Raw genomic sequence first — 17732 nt, 5'->3', positions numbered from 1 at the left:
CTGCCCTAAAGGACAGCCTTATCATTTTTAATCATTTAAAATAATCTGTACAGGTCTCTTTAAGCTTCCTGCACTGGACTTGTTAATAGATTTTTATAATTGTTATTCAAAAGTCGTAAAGCTACAGAACTATTAAATCTATATGGAGTAACCGCATTCAGTACCGTATTTCCAACGATTTCATAAGTTTCCTGGAAAGTCTGTTTCACCGGATTGTTTTCAGGAGGGGTTACAAACTCTACAAAAACACCATATTTCATAGCATTACCATTGCCTACCATCTTATTGTTTCTTACAGAGATTTCTTTATTTAGCGTTCCACGAATGGTAATACCGGTTAAAAGATCTTCCAGACCCGAATTCTTCATTCCGGGATTTTCAATAGTATTAAAATTGGCAGATAATAAATAATTATTAGCTTCAATCATAATTCCCGTTTCCTGAGTCGTTTTAATATTGTTATTGCAGACTTCCACACCTTTGGTGTCGGAAATATAGATTCCTGCGTACGAGATATCATTGATCACATTATTGGAAACCACACCCAGATCTACAAATCTCACATTAATCCCGTGCTGGCCTGCATTTCTCACTACATTTCCTGAAACTACAACATTTTTTGCATAAAGCCGCGAAGCCCCCACTGTTGTATTATTGATCAAGATACCATCTCCGCCATCACCTGTATTTTCAACTATATTATTCGAAATGACAACATTATGACACACATAGTCTGGATGCTTTGGATCATCACTATTCTGAAGTTTAATTCCTACTTTCACGGTATTTCTCACTCTGTTTCCTATTACCGTAAGATTTGAGATACCGGAATCAAGGTACATCCCATGCTCCAGAATGGTATTCTCTACATCATTATCTGAAATGCTGACAAAATTGGAATTTTCAGCAATATAAATTCCCTGTGACGAATTTTCAAAATAGTTTTTAAAAATTGTGATATTTTCTCCTCCTACTACAATACCCATATTATCCTTTCTGTACTCACCATTTTTTGTTACCCATTCATGATCAAATAAATTTTTAACTTTATTAAATCTAAAGGTTAAATCTCCTACTCCATCCAGTCCTGATACCGCAGCATAGGTGAAATTTTCAAATACATTTTTTTCAATAATTAAATTTTTTGCTTTGGTACAAAGAATGCCTACATTTCGGGAACTGGCATTGACCACGTAATCAACTCCTTCTCCTTTTAACATAAATCCTGTAATGGAAATATTTTTCTTTTGCTCACAGTTAAAAATTTCTGCTTTGACTTCGGTCTGTTTTATCGTACACTTATTTGAAAGAATTTTTTGGTTGTCCTGAAGGTAAAGTGTTCCATCAATCTCGATGGACATTTCATCAAAAAATGTATTATATCCCAGAGCCAAGGCTTTGTTGATACGCTCTGTAACGGTTGGCGGCAGGATTCCGTTTTCCCTGATATTCCACCATAATACATTGACATAGCCGGACCATTGTCTTTCATAAAAATCATTGTCTTTTTTTCGGTAGATGACGCCATCCTCAACGGCAGTACTTACTTTTTTATAAACCACAGCCTCGTGGGTATAATTATCTACCAGCTGTACAACGTCTTCGTTAGGATAGCTATTACCTGGTGTGAAAAAAGCATTTGCGTAAATCATAAAATTTTGTTTTTTGGTTTAAATTAAATGGTAAAATATTTCTTCTTTAATTTTACTGATACAAATGTAGACATGCGACACGCCAGAAGTTGACGTGTTTTATTAAACTATGATTGTTATTTTTGAATGATCAGAAAAAAAAACAGAAACCTACATCTTTAAGGGAAATAAAATTCACTAAATAAGAAACCATTTCTATCCAAAAAAACAAAGGCTGCACAGTAATCTGTACAGCCTTTTAATATTTTCAGAATAAAGTCTGAAATCTGATGTCTGAAATCTGACATCTTATACCTCTATTTATACTCCTTAGAATCTCTCCTCGGCTCCTTAGCTTCCGGCCATTTTACCGTTTCACCTTTATCATCCTGAGGCATTACTCTTCTTTCTCTGCTCGTAAATTCAGGGTCTTCTGATGCCATATAAGCCAGTGCAGCCGTTAAAACCACGTTGTTTTTCACCTCATCAAAAACGATCTTGTCATACGTATCTTTCGTCGTGTGCCATGTGTATCCGAAATATCCCCAGTTCAGAGAGCTTAGAGAAAATCCTGGAACTCCGGCTGCCACGAATGATGCATGATCAGAACCGCCACCTCCTGGCATTCCCGGAAAATCGGTTTTAATCTGATCTCTCACAGTTTTAGGAACTCCATTCAGCCATTTTCCGATATAGCTGTAAGAATCTTTGAATCCTTGGCCGCTGATATTGATCACGCGTCCCGTTCCGTTATCCTGGTTAAATACTGCCTGCGTTCCTTTCATAATCTGTGGATTATCTGCCACATAACCTCTGGAACCGTTCAATCCCTGCTCTTCACTTCCCCAAAGTCCTATAACGATGGTTCTTTTATTGTTCGGGTAATATTTTTTCAGGATCCTCATGGTTTCTAGCATCGTAAGCGTACCTGTTCCGTTGTCTGTTGCTCCCTGTGCTCCGTCCCATGAATCTAGGTGAGCAGAAAGGATCACATATTCTTCAGGCTTTTCTTTTCCTTTGATGATCCCTATGGTATTGAAATTTTTCGCATCAGGAAGGATTTTAGACTGAGCTTCTACCTTAATTTTAGGTTTCGCTCCTTTTTCTGCCATTCTGTAAAGCATTCCGTAATCTTCCACATCAATGTCGATCATTGGAATCTTTGAAGTTTTCGCTCCGAAAATCCTGTTGGCTCCCATAATTCCGGTCCAGTTGGAGATAGCAATTCCAGCGGCTCCTGCTTTTTCTAAAGCTTCTGGAAGTGTATTATTGTCATAACCAATATTTTTCACATAGTCACGGAAGTCTTTTCCGGCCTGTTCTTTCTCTGCTTTCAGTTTTTCGTACAGTTCCGGAGTTGCAAATTCTTTGATCTGCTCATCAGAACGTCCGATTTTCTGGTATTGCGCTATAAGCACGATTTTTCCTTTTGCGGAAGGAAGCCACGCATCAAATTCAGCCTTAGAAGAAACTTTTGGAAGTACAACCACCTCAGCTTCAACGGCTTTTTTCGTTGCCGGACTCCAGGCAAGCTGTGTTGCCGCTAATGATTTCACACGTGGATACGTCATATCTACATGCGTAATCCCACGCTGCCATCCTTTCCATGTTCCGAACTGCTGCAGGTTGGATTCTATTCCCCATGAACGGAGTTTAGCCGCAGACCATTCATTGGCAGCCAGCATTTCAGGAGTTCCTACAAGTCGTGGTCCGATACCGTCCAGAAGCTCATAGGCCATATTTTCCAGCTGAGAACCGGTGTTAATTTCATCTACAAAGCTTTTTACAATAGGATCAAGTTTCTCTTTCGGATCTACCTTCACCTGAGCCCATGAAAACTGGGCAGCCAGCACAACTGCCGGTACAGCAAAAAATTTATTTATCTTCATAACATATATTGAATGCTTAAAGATAAAGGAATTTGCGGGAATGGCGAAGCAAATTTGATGTGTTGATGGGATATTTGGCGATTTGATCGGAAATTGATTATTCTAGTATGAAACGGATCAGATGTAAGGTTGAGAAGAAAATAACACGTTTCTTTTTTTAACGCAAAGTTTTATGATAGCATAGGAATTTTAAGGAAGACTAAGACAAAAATCAATCTTCGGTTGATTCGATGAAGCGTACTTATTCAGCCGCTTCACAAACAACGTTATCAGACCCTTCGGTTTTCTCCAGCTAAAAATAAATTTTCATAAACATTTGCGTGAAAATAAATTTTCATAGAAATAATAAGAAACAAAATGTCATTCTATAATCACAGAGTTTTGAAGCGTATGAATACAACGCCCGTTTCAAAGAATCAATGAAATTGATTCCTTCTTTGCCCAACTTATAGTATACAGCATTAAAATCGAACTTTGCGTGAGAAAAAGAAGTGTGTTTTTATAATTGAATGGTAAAAACTAACCACGGACGGCACGGATGATTGTGCAGATGCTTCTAGTTTCTTTTTTTTGAAAAAAATGAAGCAAAATTTTTCTATATAATCAATGAAGAAATAAATGCATAAAAAAACCGGCTCAGTGAGCCGGTTTGGGAACGAATTATTTTTTAGCTTCGTCAACAGAAACTTTTCTGAATTCTTTGAACAATTTGCTAAGTTCTAAAGCTGATTTACGAGCTCTTGTACCTGCAGCTTTGTTTCCTTTTTCTGCTTGTTGGTTAGCCTCACCTGCAAACGCTTCGAATTCAGCGTTGATTTTTTCAATTAGTTCTTTCATTATTTTTAAAATTTAGGGTGCAAATATAGGTTTTATGGTCATTCCAGCCTAGCTCCGACTAAAAAATTTTGGCCGAAAATGCTATTTTTTTCTTCTTTTCCTCCGCTGAAGTGTCATTTTTTATGTTTATGCTAAAAATTCAGGGCTTTTATTAGGTCTATTGGCCATATAAAAGGATTATTAAAGTATTATATCATCCGTTCGTGTTGCACATTTATTCTTATTCCAAAATTCCATGGTGCTTCTGAGCCCTTCATATCATGTAACGTCAAAAAACTGAGTCTATTTTAAGCCATCAAGTGTTATAAAACCGTCTGCTTCCTGAAATTAACACTTCCCAGATAATAAAACAACAGACTGAACAGCAATAACGGTCCCAGCATTGCTAACCAGTTGATTGTACTCCGTTCACTATAATATTCCAATTGAAACTGTTTCCAGTTGATACTTCCCGTTGGTTCGTTCGCGAAGATTTTAGGGTAAAACAAAAGCCTCTTGCCTTCATGAAAATGTTCTGCGGCCTTCGTAAACCTCAACTGATCAGCCAATCCGGAACCTGTAAGATCACTCAGCTGAAACTGCACATGAAGTCCGGGAACAAAATATGAAAGCGTGCGGCTCATTTCCTCTCTTTTCCAGAGTTTTGCCTTCAACTGATCAGACTGACTTTTAGACTCGTCATCTCCCATCTGCTGCATCGCATAATACCAAAGCCAGTTGAAACTTTCTTTTGGATATCCATACGATCTGAACTGCGGATAATGTCTGTAAAATTTGTCTATCGTCGGTTTCTGATCCGTATCCCATTTTTCGTGATACGCTTCCCTTTGCTCAATTGCCGTATCCAATGCTTCCGGTAAAGGATATTTGCTTAAAATAAAATGATTGAGAACCGCAGGAAGAATAATCGTAAGGACAATCCAGAAACACAAAAGCCCTGCAGCCCCTGCTCGGGAACTTTTATTCCAGGAAACGACCCAGAAGCTTAAAGCAAACCAAACGGTAATATAAAAAAGCGAGACGAGAATAAAACCGGACAGTGCAGCATTAATCCTCAAATCCAGAATGGGAATCGCGAGAACAATCAGAAACAGTAAAACCCCGGTAATAACTGCAAAACGGACCATGAATTTTTTAAACAAAATCCTGAAAGGCGTTTGAGATTGTACAGACAATAGAATCCATGTGCTTTCCTCTTTCTCTTCGGACAGAAGATTATAACAGAAGGAAATAATCACCAGCGGAAACAGGAAAATAATCACAAAGCCCAGATCCAGACTCCCCAGAAGCAGACTTACAGGATTCTGAAGATCCGTATCATACTTCTGACCCTCCAGATTTCTTATCGTTAAGCTCTGTATGGAAGGATTGACATCTCTCTGCCCTATTGAAAGCCCATTCAGGTTGTCTGTTGTATTAACCAATCCAAATTTTAGATAATATAGCAGAAGTCCAAGATCCTTTTCTATATAGCCCGTATATCTTTCAATATGTTCTTTCTGATAGACAGCCGTATGTTCAATATTCGCTTTCTGCTTCTCTATAAACTGCCTTCCCACAAAAATACTGACCAGTCCCGACAAAAGCAGGAACAGCATTCCCAGATAGGCAGACTGGGAACGGATGAAGTTCTTAAATAATAAAAGATACATGATTAATTTATTTTATTGTTTTAGACATAAAATGAAGAACGAAAAGAAGGCCCAATACGCATACCAGAAGGGAAAGTACAGAAGCTATTTCGTTCTGAAATAAAGCCCTCTGACCTATAAACTTATACTGAAAATCAGGAAGTTCTTTCCAGTGATCTTTGCTGATGGTGTACGGTTTATCATTTTCCTGCTGCTTTTTATTGCTGATGTTTTCCATCTGCAGCTTGTTCATCAGCTGCGCCAGTTGGTATCTGTACGCCTCCACCTGCTCCTGATAATAGATATAGGAATTAAAATCTGAACCCGTAAGTGCTGTAGACAGATCTTTAACCGCCTGAAAAGGATTTACAAAAGCCAAAGAACGGTTAATACTGTTCTGATCTTCATAAATATCAAGCTGCTTTTGCCATTGCCTGTTATAAATTCCTGAGCTGATCTTTTCTCCTTCCGCCATGATATAGCCACTGTAGTTAAAAGGCAGCTCTTCCACTGTTTTCACGTGATGAGCCTGCAGAAGGGAATCTTTTATGCCTTTATAATAGCTGTCATTCGGATTGTGGCTGTCGCCGGTTTTTACTAGTTCGTTTTCCACTTTGGTGTCAAAATCTATCTTGGAAGGCGCCGGATGCAGATACGCCCCGAAAGCCTGTGCCGTTCTCGGAATAATGACGATAAACAGCAGCCATAAACCGATCAGCTTAACTAAAGAAGATCTTGAAGTTTTGCTTACTGCAGACACCATTACGCAAACGCTGCATACGATAAAAAAGTAGATCAGATAAGCTCCGCCGATCCAGAACAGACGAAGAAATTCATCAACCGTCCCTTTAAAACCGGTCAGAGAAAACCACATGACCGAAGACAGGATCATGACCGGAACAAAAACCAGCCCCACCAGACAAAGCAATCCGAGTATTTTCCCGGCCAGCAGTTCTTTCCATCGTACGCCCTGACTGATCAGTACTTTCAGCGTATTATTCTCCCGTTCGGCCGAAATGCAGCTGAATCCCAGAAAAAATATAAACAGAGGAATCAGGGTTTGCAGGATCATAGCCGTACTTACCTCTCCGAAACGCAGCATTCCCGATGAAAATCCGGCTTCAGAAAAATTAACGGTATTCTGCTTGTGGGCTTCCAGAAATACTGAATTTCCCATATACCGTTCCAAACCGTAATCGAAAAAGCTTAAAGGATATCTTGCCCTGAAGATCAGATATCCGTAATGTGCCATTCTGTGGGGATGTTTATCCGGTTTGTTTTCCCATTGATGACGAACATCCACCTGATGTTTTACCCTGGTATCTTCCTGCACTTTGTAGTCCTGCCATCCCGTGTAGGCGGCAAATACAAACAGGAGACTCAGGATCATCAGAAGAACAATGACCGCCTTATTCTGTAATGACTGTTTCCAAAGCTGTATTGAAATCAGACGGATAATATGTATTCTCATAATCTTAAGATTTAAAATTTATAAACTGCCGTGAGCACTGCGTTTCTTGGAGCTCCAGGAAACAGACGGAGATAATTCTGTGCGCCCAGCCAGTAAGTTGTGTTAAAAAGGTTATTGATATTGAGTGAAATGCTCACAGGGCCCTGTTTCGGGCTGTAGTAAACTGCGGCATCAAAGACGGTATACTCAGGAACCAGAAAGGAGCGGTTGTACATAGGAACTTTATTTCCGCTGTACTGAACGCCTAGTCCTACGGCAAGGTCCTTCAGAAAAGAGGTTTCTCCAAAGCTGTATTTCTGCCAGATATTGGCACTGTGGAACGGAGTATTCTGCTTTCTCGCACCGATTAATGCAGGATTGATATCATCAATAATTCTCGCATCATTGTATCCGTAAGATGCAAATACCTGCCATGCCTTGGATATGTTCCCGATAACGTCCATTTCAAAACCACGGCTGCGCTCCTGTCCTCTGGTTACCAAACGATCCGGTTCCGCGGGATCATTGGCATTCAAAAGGATATTCCGCTGACGAATCTCGTAAATGGCAACATCAACATGAATTTTTTTATTAAAGAAATCGGCTTTCATTCCAACTTCCTTGGACTGACTTCTCAAAGGCTCAAAAGCTCTGCCTTCGGGAATAACCACAGGAGCCAGTGACGCCGTATTCGACTGTGGCTGGAATCCTTCGATGTATGACGCATAAACATTGATCCGTTCATTCACATTATAGGTCAGACCAATTCTCGGAATCAGTTTGCTGTCTTTGACCACGATTTCATTATTCTCTTTATAACGGGTAATATCCTGAAACCACTCCTGTCTGAGGCTTAAAAACAGATTAAAACGGTTCCATTTCATCTGATCCTGAATGTAAATTCCATGAGAACGTATCAAAGCTGGCGGTAATGCAGCCTTTGAAAAGACATATTCATCAGGATTTTTGATACTGTACACAGGATTGGCCAGATTGAAATGCTCTACATTGGGTTTAGGCATGGTAATCCCATTGACAGTCACCATTTGATAGTCAGCTGCGTTCTGCGGGTTATAGGAAGAAGTTGTTTTCCCGTTGGTCAGAAGATATCCTCTTGCCGTGTTCTGTGCTCCGCCTTTATATTTATGGGTGCTGATCAAATCATAGCCTGCCAGGATTTTATGCTCAATAGGTCCTGATTTAAGGTTAAACACCAGATAAGCATTAAGATTATCCGTATTCCAGAACTGGTTTCTCTGAACCATCTGCATAGCCGCCAGCGTTGGAATAGGTTTGTTATTCGCATCTACAGCAAAAGCATTCGTCGTTCTATGTTCCTGAAGATCTTCCTTCCAGGTCTGCTTCATATACGAAGCATTGATACTGATCTTATCGGTAATCCTGTGGGTAAAATTGGACATGATGATCAGTTCTTTTGATTTAAAATAATCATTAATGGCTCCAAGATTAAAGCTTATTGGAGTGCTTCGAAGATCCGTCATCCCGTCTACTGCTCCGAAAATAGGCTGACCTCTGTCTATTTTCCCGTTCAGGTCGCTGTAGATCATTTCTACGTTGATCGCCGTCCTGTCATTTGGGATATAGGAAATGGAAGGGGAAACCAGAACACTCTTCTGAGACTGAATATCCCTGAAACTCTGAGCCTGTGCATAGCCTGCATTGAACCTGTACAAGAGCGTTTTCTCCTTGTTTAAGGGCCCTGTAAAATCCAGAGAACTTCTTATGGTGCTAAAACTTCCTGCGCTCATGGTCACTTCCCTGCTTGGCGTTTTCAATGGTTTTTTAGTTACCAAAACAATGCTTCCTCCCGGATCCACACTGGAAAGAACGGCACTGGCCGGACCTTTTATAACTTCAATCTTTTCAAGATTTGTCGTAATCGGCTGCATAAAATAATACTGCCGGGTCCGCATTCCGTTGATGATCGTACCTTCTTCATTCTGTGCAATGCCGCGGATGCTGAACTGATTATAATAGCTGACAGGCGTTACACTGCTCGCCATTTTCACGGCATCACCCAATTGAAAAGCCTGCCGGTCTTTGATCAGTTCCTTACTTACCGTAGAAATGGAAAAGGGAATGTCTTTGTTCTGAACTCCAATTTTAGTAGCCGAGAAAGAATAATCACTCTGGTATTTTTTCGCAGCTCTTCCTAAAATTTCCACTTCCTGAATGGTTCCGACCTTATACAGATGAATGACAAGTTTCTTGGTTAAAAACGTACTGTCCGCTTCGATCTGTTCGGTATAGGTATCATAAGATTCAGCATTAACACTGATTTCATAGGTTCCTTTTCTGACATCCGGTATGCTGAAATTTCCGTCATTGGATGTCGTTTCATATCTGTTTTCGTTGTTTTTAATAATGATTCTGGCATTTTTAAGCCTCTGATGATGTTCCCCAATCACTTCCCCGGACAATGTCTCCTGCGCACAGACCTTCACACTGGCGGCGGCCAGTGCTGCTGTGATATACAAATATTTCATTCCCCGGTTCTTAAATGGTTTCTAAATAAATCTTCTGCAGCTCATCCGCCGTAACAGATTTGGCATCAAGGGTATGAACCAGTCTTCCTTCTTTCATAATGCCGATCCGTGTACCCACATTCACTGCATTGAAAATATCATGGGTAGCCATGATGATGGTTTTCCCTTTGGCAGCAAGTTCTTTGCAGATTCTGGTGAATTCTGCAGTGGCTTTCGGGTCAAGTCCTGAAGTGGGTTCGTCCATTAAGATGAGGTCTGCACTCTTCGCAACAGCAATGGCAATAGCCACTTTCTGACGCATTCCTTTGGAATAGGCAGCCAGCTTTTTGTGATGGGCTTCCTTCTGAAGGCTTGTGTTTTCCAGCAGCATTCCCAGTTCTTCTTTGGAATACCTGAAACCCGCCATCTGACTGAAAAAATCTAAGTTTTCAATTCCTGTAAGATTGGGATACAGCTGCACCACTTCCGGAATATAGGCCGTAAACTTTTTAGTCGTTTCTCCATTAACTTCCACCGGAACTCCTTTAATGAGAGCCTGTCCTGAACTTGCTTTTAAGAAGCCTAAGAATATATTGATCGTTGTGGTTTTGCCGGCTCCGTTTTGTCCGAGTAAACAGAAAATTTCTCCTTTTTGTACGGATATATTGAGTCCACTTAGTGCAGTGACATTATTGTACTGCTTACTAAGCTCAATCGCTTGTAATATTGACATGAAAATGTATTATGTAATTAAATAATTAAAAAAAGTTCAGCCCGCAAAAGCAGGCATGGGATATTTAAAAATTATAATACAGCCGGTGGGCCTCTGTCTGAAAGGGAAAAAAGAGTGTAAGAAAATAGAAATTCGGGAGAAGAGAAGATCTTTCCCGTGATTTTTGATACAGAAAAAACAGCCGTATAAATCTTTCCGATTCCACCCTCACCCAACAATTTATGGTGGCAGATGGGGCACTTGGTATCACATGATGAAAAGGCCTTTTTGAAAATTTTCCCATTCTCTCCTTTTGTCTGCTGAAAAGAATTTCCGGCATTCTGGCTGTGAAGAAAATGATGGTGGAGATATTCCGCCGGAGAAACAGCAAAAGCATACACAGCAATAAAAATTGCCGTCAGAAAGTTTTTAAAATGCCTTGTGACTCTCAATGGATAGATTTGCTGATTGAACTTGAATGCTGCGAAATTAAAAAATATTTAATTAACATCGGGTTTTACCGGAATCAATTTCAAAATTTTTACAGGAATGAAATTGTTTGATCTCTTTCTCGTTCCAAAAATGGCACTTGATGTAAGAAATAATATATTTGGATTGTCCTATTCTTAGAAATACTTTTAATCATCCTGAAATATGATCAGACCGTTACTTTTTATACTACTTTTCATCCCACTGTATCTCTTTTCACAGAATAAGATCAGCTATAAAGTGTATTATGATGAAAACCTTGAGCAGAATGGCTTAAAAATTCAGGTGGATTATACTCAGAAAAAATCTTCGGAAACAACAGATTTCTACTACCGGAATGAAAACTGGGGCGAGAAAGATCTGTTTAAAAGTGTTGTTCTACTGAAAGAAGACAATCCCGGTATCCGTTTCGAAACAAAGCCGGACAATGATGAAATAAAGATTCGTCATAAAGACAGCAGAAAAGTTTCTTTTGTGTATCACATCAAACAGGATTTCAAAGATCCGAACCACCGCATTTTCAACCGCCCCAAAGTAAAGGATCATTTTTTCCACGTTATGGGAAAGAACTTATTTATCGTTCCCAAAATGTTCACAGAACTGCCGGATGACCATGAATTTGAATTTTCGATTGAATGGATCGGTTTTCCTGAAGAGTTCAAAATACACAATACTTTTGCAAGCCAGGTCAAAAAACAGAAGATTAAAACAGTGCTTTGGGAAGGTTTCTACCACTCACTTTTTGTAGGTGGTGATTACCGGATCTATGATTTTAAAATTCATGACAAGCCGGTCTACTTTGCAATAAGGGATGAATGGAATAACGGATTCTCCGATGACTTTCTTTTTTCCAACCTTAAAAAAGCGGTACAGTCGCAGCGGGATTTCTGGAAAGATTACGATCAGGATTATTTTACCGTGATCATGAGCCCGACCGTTTCTCAAAAAGACAGCTTATTTAAAGGCTACAGCACTAATGGTTCAGCTATAAAAAATGCTTTTATGATCCAGGGAACCAACAATCCGTTTAACAATAAAAATGCTTATCTCTACCTTCTTCACCACGAGCTGATGCATGACTGGATTGGAAACAGGATCAAAAACCAGCATGAAGAACTCAATTACTGGTTCAGTGAAGGGTTTACAGATTATTACACCTATAAAAACAGACTTAGAATCAAAGATATTTCATCCGAAGAATGGCTGAAACTTTTCAATGAAGAAGTGATTAAAAGTCATTGGAAAAACCCACAACGCAACATCCCGAACTACAAAATAAAAGATGAATTCTGGAAAAGCCGGAACATAGAAAAAGTTCCTTACCGAAGGGGTTCTATCTTCGCGTTCTGGCTGGATAACCAGATCATGATCAAAAGCGGTCATAAAAAATCTCTGGACGACCTGATGCAGGAACTTTTAAAAACCTGTAGAGAGAAAAAGCTGAAGTTTACAGATGAACTGTTTCTTGATCTTGTCCAAAAGTATCTGGATAAAGACCTGTCTTACTTTTTCCAGAAACACATCCTGAGCGGTGAAGACGTTGATCTGGCCAGTGAAAAATGGATCGATGGTTTTGAGTTTAAAACAACAGACGGCATTCCACAGCTTCAGACGGATAAAAACAAAGCAGTGAAGTATATTTTATAACTGGTCAAGCCAAAAGACAGAGATGGGTTTTGCCAGCTTTCAGGACTTCTCACTCCCATCTTCAAGCAGCTCCTTTGCTTTTTTACCCGCATTTTCCAGCAATGCCAGACTTTCAGATTTGATCCGTTCTGCAAAAACGATCCGGAAATGATGGCTGTACTCATCGGTTAATGAAAATGTATTTCCGGGCGTGAACAGGATTCTGTTTTTATCACAATAATCTAAAAATACCTTCATATCAGTTCCTTCCGGTAGTTTTCCCCAGATACTGTAACCTCCTTCAGGACTATGAAAATAGGAGTCTTCAGGAAAGTAAAGGCGTAAAGCATCCAATAGCTCAACAGCCTGCCGATTCAGCTGCTTGCGAAATGACCGAAGATGCCTTTCATAACCGGTTCCCTGAAGAAGCTTCAGCATCAATTCCTGATAAATGGGAGAAACTGATCTTCCCAAGACAAATCTTGCCCTTTCCGAGCGGGCATAGAAACGTCCGGTATGCAACCAGCCTAAACGAATGCCCGGCGCCAGCGTTTTTGAAAATGAAGAATACGTCATCACCAGTCCTGAATCGTCAAAACTTTTAATACAACGCGGCCTTTTACCACCAAAGTAAAGATCGCCATAGATATCATTTTCAATAACAGGAATCTGATAAAGAGAAGCGACAGACAAGAGTTCTTTTTTAGCATCATCACTCATCATGATACCTGTCGGGTTGTGAAAATTGGGTGTTACGACTACAGCTTTTATATCATTTGAAGTACAGACTTTCCTGAAATAATCTGTGTCAAAGCCGTTTTCATAATGTACTGGAATTTCGATTATTTTAAGACCCAGATTGGCTACAGCCTCCAAAACCGAAAACACGCACGGACTTTCGACAGCTACAATATCTCCGGGATCGGTTACCGCTCTTAAAGCAATGGTCAATGCCTGCAGTGCTCCGTCTGTAATGATCAGTTCATCAGGATTAAGCAAGCATCCGTGATTTGCCATCTGAATAGAAATTTGTTTTCTTAATTCATACAAACCATTTGAAGGATAATAACGTAATAATGCAGCTCCTTTTTCGCGGATCACTTCCTGCATGGTTCTGAGAATCAGTTTTTGTGGTATCAGAAGATCTCCCGGTGCTGCCATATGGAAAGAGCTGGATTCTGAAGGTTTGTTTCTGGCCGAGGTCAGCATCATATTTTTCGCAAATACGGCATCTCTTACAACAGGAACCAGATCTGTCCTTACTTGTGAAATACTGTTTTCTTCAACGGAGGCTACGAAATAGCCTGAACGCGGACTGCTTTCTATCAAACCTTTCATCATCAGATATTCAAAACCACCTTGAACTGAGCTTGTACTCAGCTGATATCTGCTTTTGATCTCCCTTACGGAAGGCAGGCGTTCTCCTTTCAGCAAAATCCTATTTCTGATCTGCTCTTCAATAACCGATGTAAAAATTTCATATTTATAGGACCGCATCGTTCTTTTATTAAACTGTACTGAACAAATTTACAAAATAAACAACTGTACCGATTAAATTAATGAAAACTGTATCCCTTTCGAATCCAATAATCCTCTAATTTTGAATAAAAAAAGATTCATGAATATAATTTCAAAATTTACAGTAGGTTCTGAGGAGGGAATTTCTGATCTTATAACCATTATCGATTCTTCAGTTTATGCCCTGCACAGGGAACTGGTTCTTGAGGAGGACATCAAAAAATACATTAAAAACAATATTGATCCCAGAAAGATGATCAATGACCTAAATGATCTGTCTAATCAATTGATCATTACGTATGCAGATGATAAACCGGCAGGTTACAGTATTATCAGAAGCGGATTGAGTCATTCTTCCCTTCCGGAAGAAAAAAAAGCAACAGAAATAAGTTTTGTGATCCTTCCGGAATTTGATTCACCGGAAATCAGGGAATCGCTTTGGAAAAAAAGCAGATCGGCAGCCAGTTTTACGGATATCATCTGGGTCAATATGATGACGCATGATCCACTTTTGCCGTTTTTAAAAGAATTAGGGTTTTCTGTTGTGATAGATGCTGTAGCGGGACCTTTTAATTTTCCTTCGCAAATATTAAAATTCGAAATCAGTAGAGGTTAGATCTTTTCTGCTTTTAAAATATTTTGACACTATTATTTTTTTAAACCACAAAAGAAACCAAAGTTTTTGTGGTTTTATTTTTTAATCTCTCGCAGATCAAACGAATTAGGCAGATTTTTCATCATGCCGAATAAAAATCTCTGATTTTTTGAAACATCAGTGTACTTCTTTGTAATAAAATTTTAAACTTTAAATAAACTTAAGTGTTTAAAAAACTTTTGTGACTTTTGTGGTTTTATTCAATTCCTGAGCAAAGGAAATTGAGAAAAACTATTTTGTCAATTATCATTACCTCACAGAAAATGAATCCGGATTCATTACAGTTTACGTATCTTTGATTTTTATAATTTATAAAATCATGAGTGATCAGCTGGAAACCATTGAGGATTATTACAGACGTCTCAGAAAGAATCAGATGAAAATGTTCGATTCCGATGATTTTGAAACCGGAAAGTCGCATTTCAATGTTTCTATGCGGAAATACTGCGGCTTTAAAAGCCCGTACAACCGCCGTGACTATTATAAAGTGAGCTTTATTCTGGGAAAAGGCACTTTCCAGTATGGATCACATGAACTGTATATTGACCGCCCTGCCCTCTTTTTTCCTTCGCCGAATATTCCGTATTCCTGGGAATGTGACGGAGATCTTCAGGAAGGCTATTTCTGCCTGTTTAATCAAGAGTTTTTTAATGAAAATTCTGAATTTAATCTGTTTAAAAAGACTTCACTATTCAAAGAATGGAGCAAGCCTATTATTTTTTTAACGGATGAACAGACTCAGCTGGCGACTCTTTATTTTGAGCAGATGTACAAATTTAATAATTCAGCATATCCTTTCCGGTGCGGCAGTATTAAAAGTCATCTTGCTTCTCTGATGCATCTCGCTCTGGAGATCCGTGTGGATGATATTAATCCTCACGAACTTCCGGCCAATATCCGCCTGTACCGCTTATTTGATGAGCTTTTGAACAAACAGTTTCCATTGGATTCCCCCGCTTATCCTTTGGCTCTGAAAACCGCTTCAGACTTTGCAGAACATCTTAATGTACACGTTAATCATTTGAATTCCTCGGTAAAATCAGTGACACAGTTGACCACCACGCAAATCATTAAAGAAAGGGTATTTGAGGAATCTAAAAATTTACTGAAATACACCAACTGGGATATTGCTGAGATCGGATACACACTGGGATTTGATCAGCCTTCCCATTTTAATAACTTCTTTAAAAAACATGCTGAGGTTTCTCCGTTGAAATTTAAAAACGCATATTAAATCTTTGATTTTTGTAATTTTTACTTTGTCTTTTTAAATTGAAACGCTCATTTCTTAGTCTATTTTTGCATAGTAAAATAACGAACGAATATGTTGTTGAAAGAAGCATCTGAAAAAAGAATCAGATTAATCACCATTATGGCCTTTGTGTCGATCCCGCTTTCCGGGTTTGTCACAGATATTTATTTACCTTCATTTCCCTCGATGGCCAAAGAAATGCAGGTTTCCGAAAAGGATATTCAGATTACTTTAACGTCTTACCTGTTGAGTTACGGGATCTCGCAACTCTTTGTCGGAGGAATTCTGGACAGCATCGGGCGTTACCGTCCTAAGCTGATCGCCCTTTTTCTATTGATTATCAGCAGTATTTTGATTACCATGACGGACAGTATTCTGTTGATCTGCCTGTTGCGTATCCTTCAGGGAGCTGCGGTTTCTGTACTGGTTGTGGCTACCCGTGCTATTTTTGTAGACCTTTATGACTCTGAAAAAGTAAAGCATTATCTGAGCTATTTCACGATTGTCTGGTCGTGCGGACCTATTCTGGCTCCTTTTCTGGGCGGATATCTTGAAAAACTGTTTAACTGGCATGCGAATTTTTATTTCCTGGCCTTTTATGCAGGCGCACTGTTTCTGTTTGAATGGTTTTTCAGTGGTGAAAGCTTACCGGAGAAAAAGAAACTTAATCTTTCTGAAAACATCAGTCTGTACAAAATGATGCTGAAAAACAGGATCTTTATGTTGGGGATCATTATTTTAGGACTGAGTTATTCTATTGTTATGCTTTTCAATCTGACGGGACCTTTTATTATTGAGAACACCTTTCACTTTACTCCTGTAGTTATAGGATATTGTACGCTGATCTTAGGATTTTCATGGATGATCGGAGGATTTATAGGAAAACGAAGACTCAAGCTGGATTTTAAGGCAAGAATTCTTCAGCCTATCATTTTGCAGCTGATCTTAATTGCCGGACTGATCGCCACTAGCTTCTACGCAGAAAGTCTGTATATCATGGTTCCATTCGCGTTTTTCATTCATATTTGTTCCGGAATTCTGTTTACTTCGTTTTTCACAACGAGTATGCTGTATTTCCCTAAAAATGCAGGAACAGCAGGTGGTTTGATGGGTGGTTTGGTGTATGTGATTACGTCTATTACAAGCTTTATTATATCAGTCAGTGGAAACGTCACAGAACAGGATGGTCTGGCCTGGCGTTATCTGGCGATTGCCATTGTGCTTTTGGGAATTATTCTCGTCATGCATCAGGCGGTTAAAAAAGAACAGGCAGAGAGTTGATCTCTGCTTTTTTTATGTCTTTACTATTGCTCAATATCTGAGTTCATTCCAGTCATTTCTTCATTAAATCTATAAAGTTACTACAATCCCATGATTGATACCACCAATACAGCTATTGGTGGAATATATTTTAGCATTGTTACGATAAGAACTAATATTGCAATGTCAAAAAGAGAATTGTTGTAATTTTAATAAGCGATTAAGTATTATTTATAGAAAAATACTCAATCATAAATACAACAAAACCAAATTATTAAACAAAAGAAGGGAATTAA

General features: G+C 39.1%; 13 protein-coding genes. 4 read left to right on the top strand and 9 right to left on the bottom strand.

The window, feature by feature from the left end; genetic code table 11:
• Positions 1–59: 59 nt before the first annotated feature.
• The 8 genes from BUA72_RS07930 to BUA72_RS07895 all read right to left on the bottom strand — a co-directional run bounded on the left by BUA72_RS07930 (position 60) and on the right by BUA72_RS07895 (position 11088).
• A complete protein-coding gene (locus BUA72_RS07930) occupies positions 60–1652 on the bottom strand; it encodes a right-handed parallel beta-helix repeat-containing protein (RefSeq protein ID WP_047456433.1) in 1593 nt (530 codons plus the stop codon).
• A 296-nt stretch (positions 1653–1948) separates the two neighbouring features.
• Entirely contained in the window at positions 1949–3520 is a 1572-nt protein-coding gene (locus tag BUA72_RS07925) for a M28 family peptidase (protein WP_072922447.1), read from the bottom strand.
• A 660-nt stretch (positions 3521–4180) separates the two neighbouring features.
• Positions 4181–4357: a histone H1 gene (locus BUA72_RS07920; protein WP_072922446.1), complete on the bottom strand. Its 177-nt coding sequence runs from the start codon at positions 4355–4357 to the stop codon at positions 4181–4183.
• Positions 4358–4659: 302 nt separating this feature from the next.
• Complete coding sequence (locus BUA72_RS07915; protein ID WP_072922445.1) at positions 4660–6009, bottom strand: DUF3526 domain-containing protein; 1350 nt, start codon at positions 6007–6009, stop codon at positions 4660–4662.
• 7 nt (positions 6010–6016) lie between these two features.
• Entirely contained in the window at positions 6017–7459 is a 1443-nt protein-coding gene (locus tag BUA72_RS07910) for a DUF3526 domain-containing protein (RefSeq protein WP_072922444.1), read from the bottom strand.
• A gap of 11 nt (positions 7460–7470) precedes the next feature.
• A complete protein-coding gene (locus BUA72_RS07905; protein WP_072922443.1) occupies positions 7471–9945 on the bottom strand; it encodes a TonB-dependent receptor in 2475 nt (824 codons plus the stop codon).
• 10 nt (positions 9946–9955) lie between these two features.
• Positions 9956–10657, bottom strand: a complete 702-nt coding sequence (locus BUA72_RS07900) for an ABC transporter ATP-binding protein (RefSeq protein ID WP_034725169.1) — start codon at positions 10655–10657, stop codon at positions 9956–9958.
• Positions 10658–10728: 71 nt separating this feature from the next.
• Positions 10729–11088, bottom strand: a complete 360-nt coding sequence (locus BUA72_RS07895) for a hypothetical protein (protein WP_072922442.1) — start codon at positions 11086–11088, stop codon at positions 10729–10731.
• 202 nt (positions 11089–11290) lie between these two features.
• Between BUA72_RS07895 and BUA72_RS07890 the strand changes: the two genes are divergently transcribed.
• Positions 11291–12772 carry a M1 family aminopeptidase gene (locus tag BUA72_RS07890; RefSeq protein WP_072922441.1) on the top strand — a complete coding sequence of 494 codons (1482 nt, stop codon included), beginning with the start codon at positions 11291–11293 and terminating at the stop codon, positions 12770–12772.
• A 39-nt stretch (positions 12773–12811) separates the two neighbouring features.
• On the opposite strand, the gene BUA72_RS07885 is transcribed toward BUA72_RS07890, so the two are convergent.
• Entirely contained in the window at positions 12812–14248 is a 1437-nt protein-coding gene (locus BUA72_RS07885) for an aminotransferase-like domain-containing protein (protein ID WP_072922440.1), read from the bottom strand.
• A gap of 121 nt (positions 14249–14369) precedes the next feature.
• Here BUA72_RS07885 and BUA72_RS07880 point away from each other — a divergent pair, with 121 nt between their 5' ends.
• From BUA72_RS07880 to BUA72_RS07870, 3 genes are all read left to right on the top strand, one after another.
• Positions 14370–14885, top strand: coding sequence for a hypothetical protein (locus BUA72_RS07880; protein WP_072922439.1), 516 nt, complete (start codon positions 14370–14372; stop codon positions 14883–14885).
• A gap of 358 nt (positions 14886–15243) precedes the next feature.
• On the top strand, positions 15244–16158 hold the full coding sequence (locus BUA72_RS07875) for a helix-turn-helix domain-containing protein (protein ID WP_072922438.1): 915 nt from the start codon (positions 15244–15246) through the stop codon (positions 16156–16158).
• A 93-nt stretch (positions 16159–16251) separates the two neighbouring features.
• Entirely contained in the window at positions 16252–17457 is a 1206-nt protein-coding gene (locus BUA72_RS07870; protein ID WP_072922528.1) for an MFS transporter, read from the top strand.
• The last annotated feature ends 275 nt before the right edge of the window (positions 17458–17732 follow it).

The sequence above is a fragment of the Chryseobacterium sp. OV279 genome (assembly GCF_900128945.1).
Taxonomy (GTDB): Bacteria; Bacteroidota; Bacteroidia; order Flavobacteriales; family Weeksellaceae; genus Chryseobacterium.
Note: the sequence above shows the minus strand (reverse complement) of the source record. Positions and strands in the feature narration are given on the sequence as shown.

Coding starts and splice junctions, on each gene's coding strand:
- BUA72_RS07880 (WP_072922439.1), top strand. CDS start 14,370: ATGAATATAATTTCAAAATTTACAGTAGGTTCTGAGGAGGGAATTTCT.
- BUA72_RS07920 (WP_072922446.1), bottom strand. CDS start 4,357: ATGAAAGAACTAATTGAAAAAATCAACGCTGAATTCGAAGCGTTTGCA.
- BUA72_RS07875 (WP_072922438.1), top strand. CDS start 15,244: ATGAGTGATCAGCTGGAAACCATTGAGGATTATTACAGACGTCTCAGA.
- BUA72_RS07925 (WP_072922447.1), bottom strand. CDS start 3,520: ATGAAGATAAATAAATTTTTTGCTGTACCGGCAGTTGTGCTGGCTGCC.
- BUA72_RS07885 (WP_072922440.1), bottom strand. CDS start 14,248: ATGCGGTCCTATAAATATGAAATTTTTACATCGGTTATTGAAGAGCAG.
- BUA72_RS07890 (WP_072922441.1), top strand. CDS start 11,291: ATGATCAGACCGTTACTTTTTATACTACTTTTCATCCCACTGTATCTC.
- BUA72_RS07905 (WP_072922443.1), bottom strand. CDS start 9,945: ATGAAATATTTGTATATCACAGCAGCACTGGCCGCCGCCAGTGTGAAG.
- BUA72_RS07915 (WP_072922445.1), bottom strand. CDS start 6,009: ATGTATCTTTTATTATTTAAGAACTTCATCCGTTCCCAGTCTGCCTAT.
- BUA72_RS07930 (WP_047456433.1), bottom strand. CDS start 1,652: ATGATTTACGCAAATGCTTTTTTCACACCAGGTAATAGCTATCCTAAC.
- BUA72_RS07900 (WP_034725169.1), bottom strand. CDS start 10,657: ATGTCAATATTACAAGCGATTGAGCTTAGTAAGCAGTACAATAATGTC.
- BUA72_RS07910 (WP_072922444.1), bottom strand. CDS start 7,459: ATGAGAATACATATTATCCGTCTGATTTCAATACAGCTTTGGAAACAG.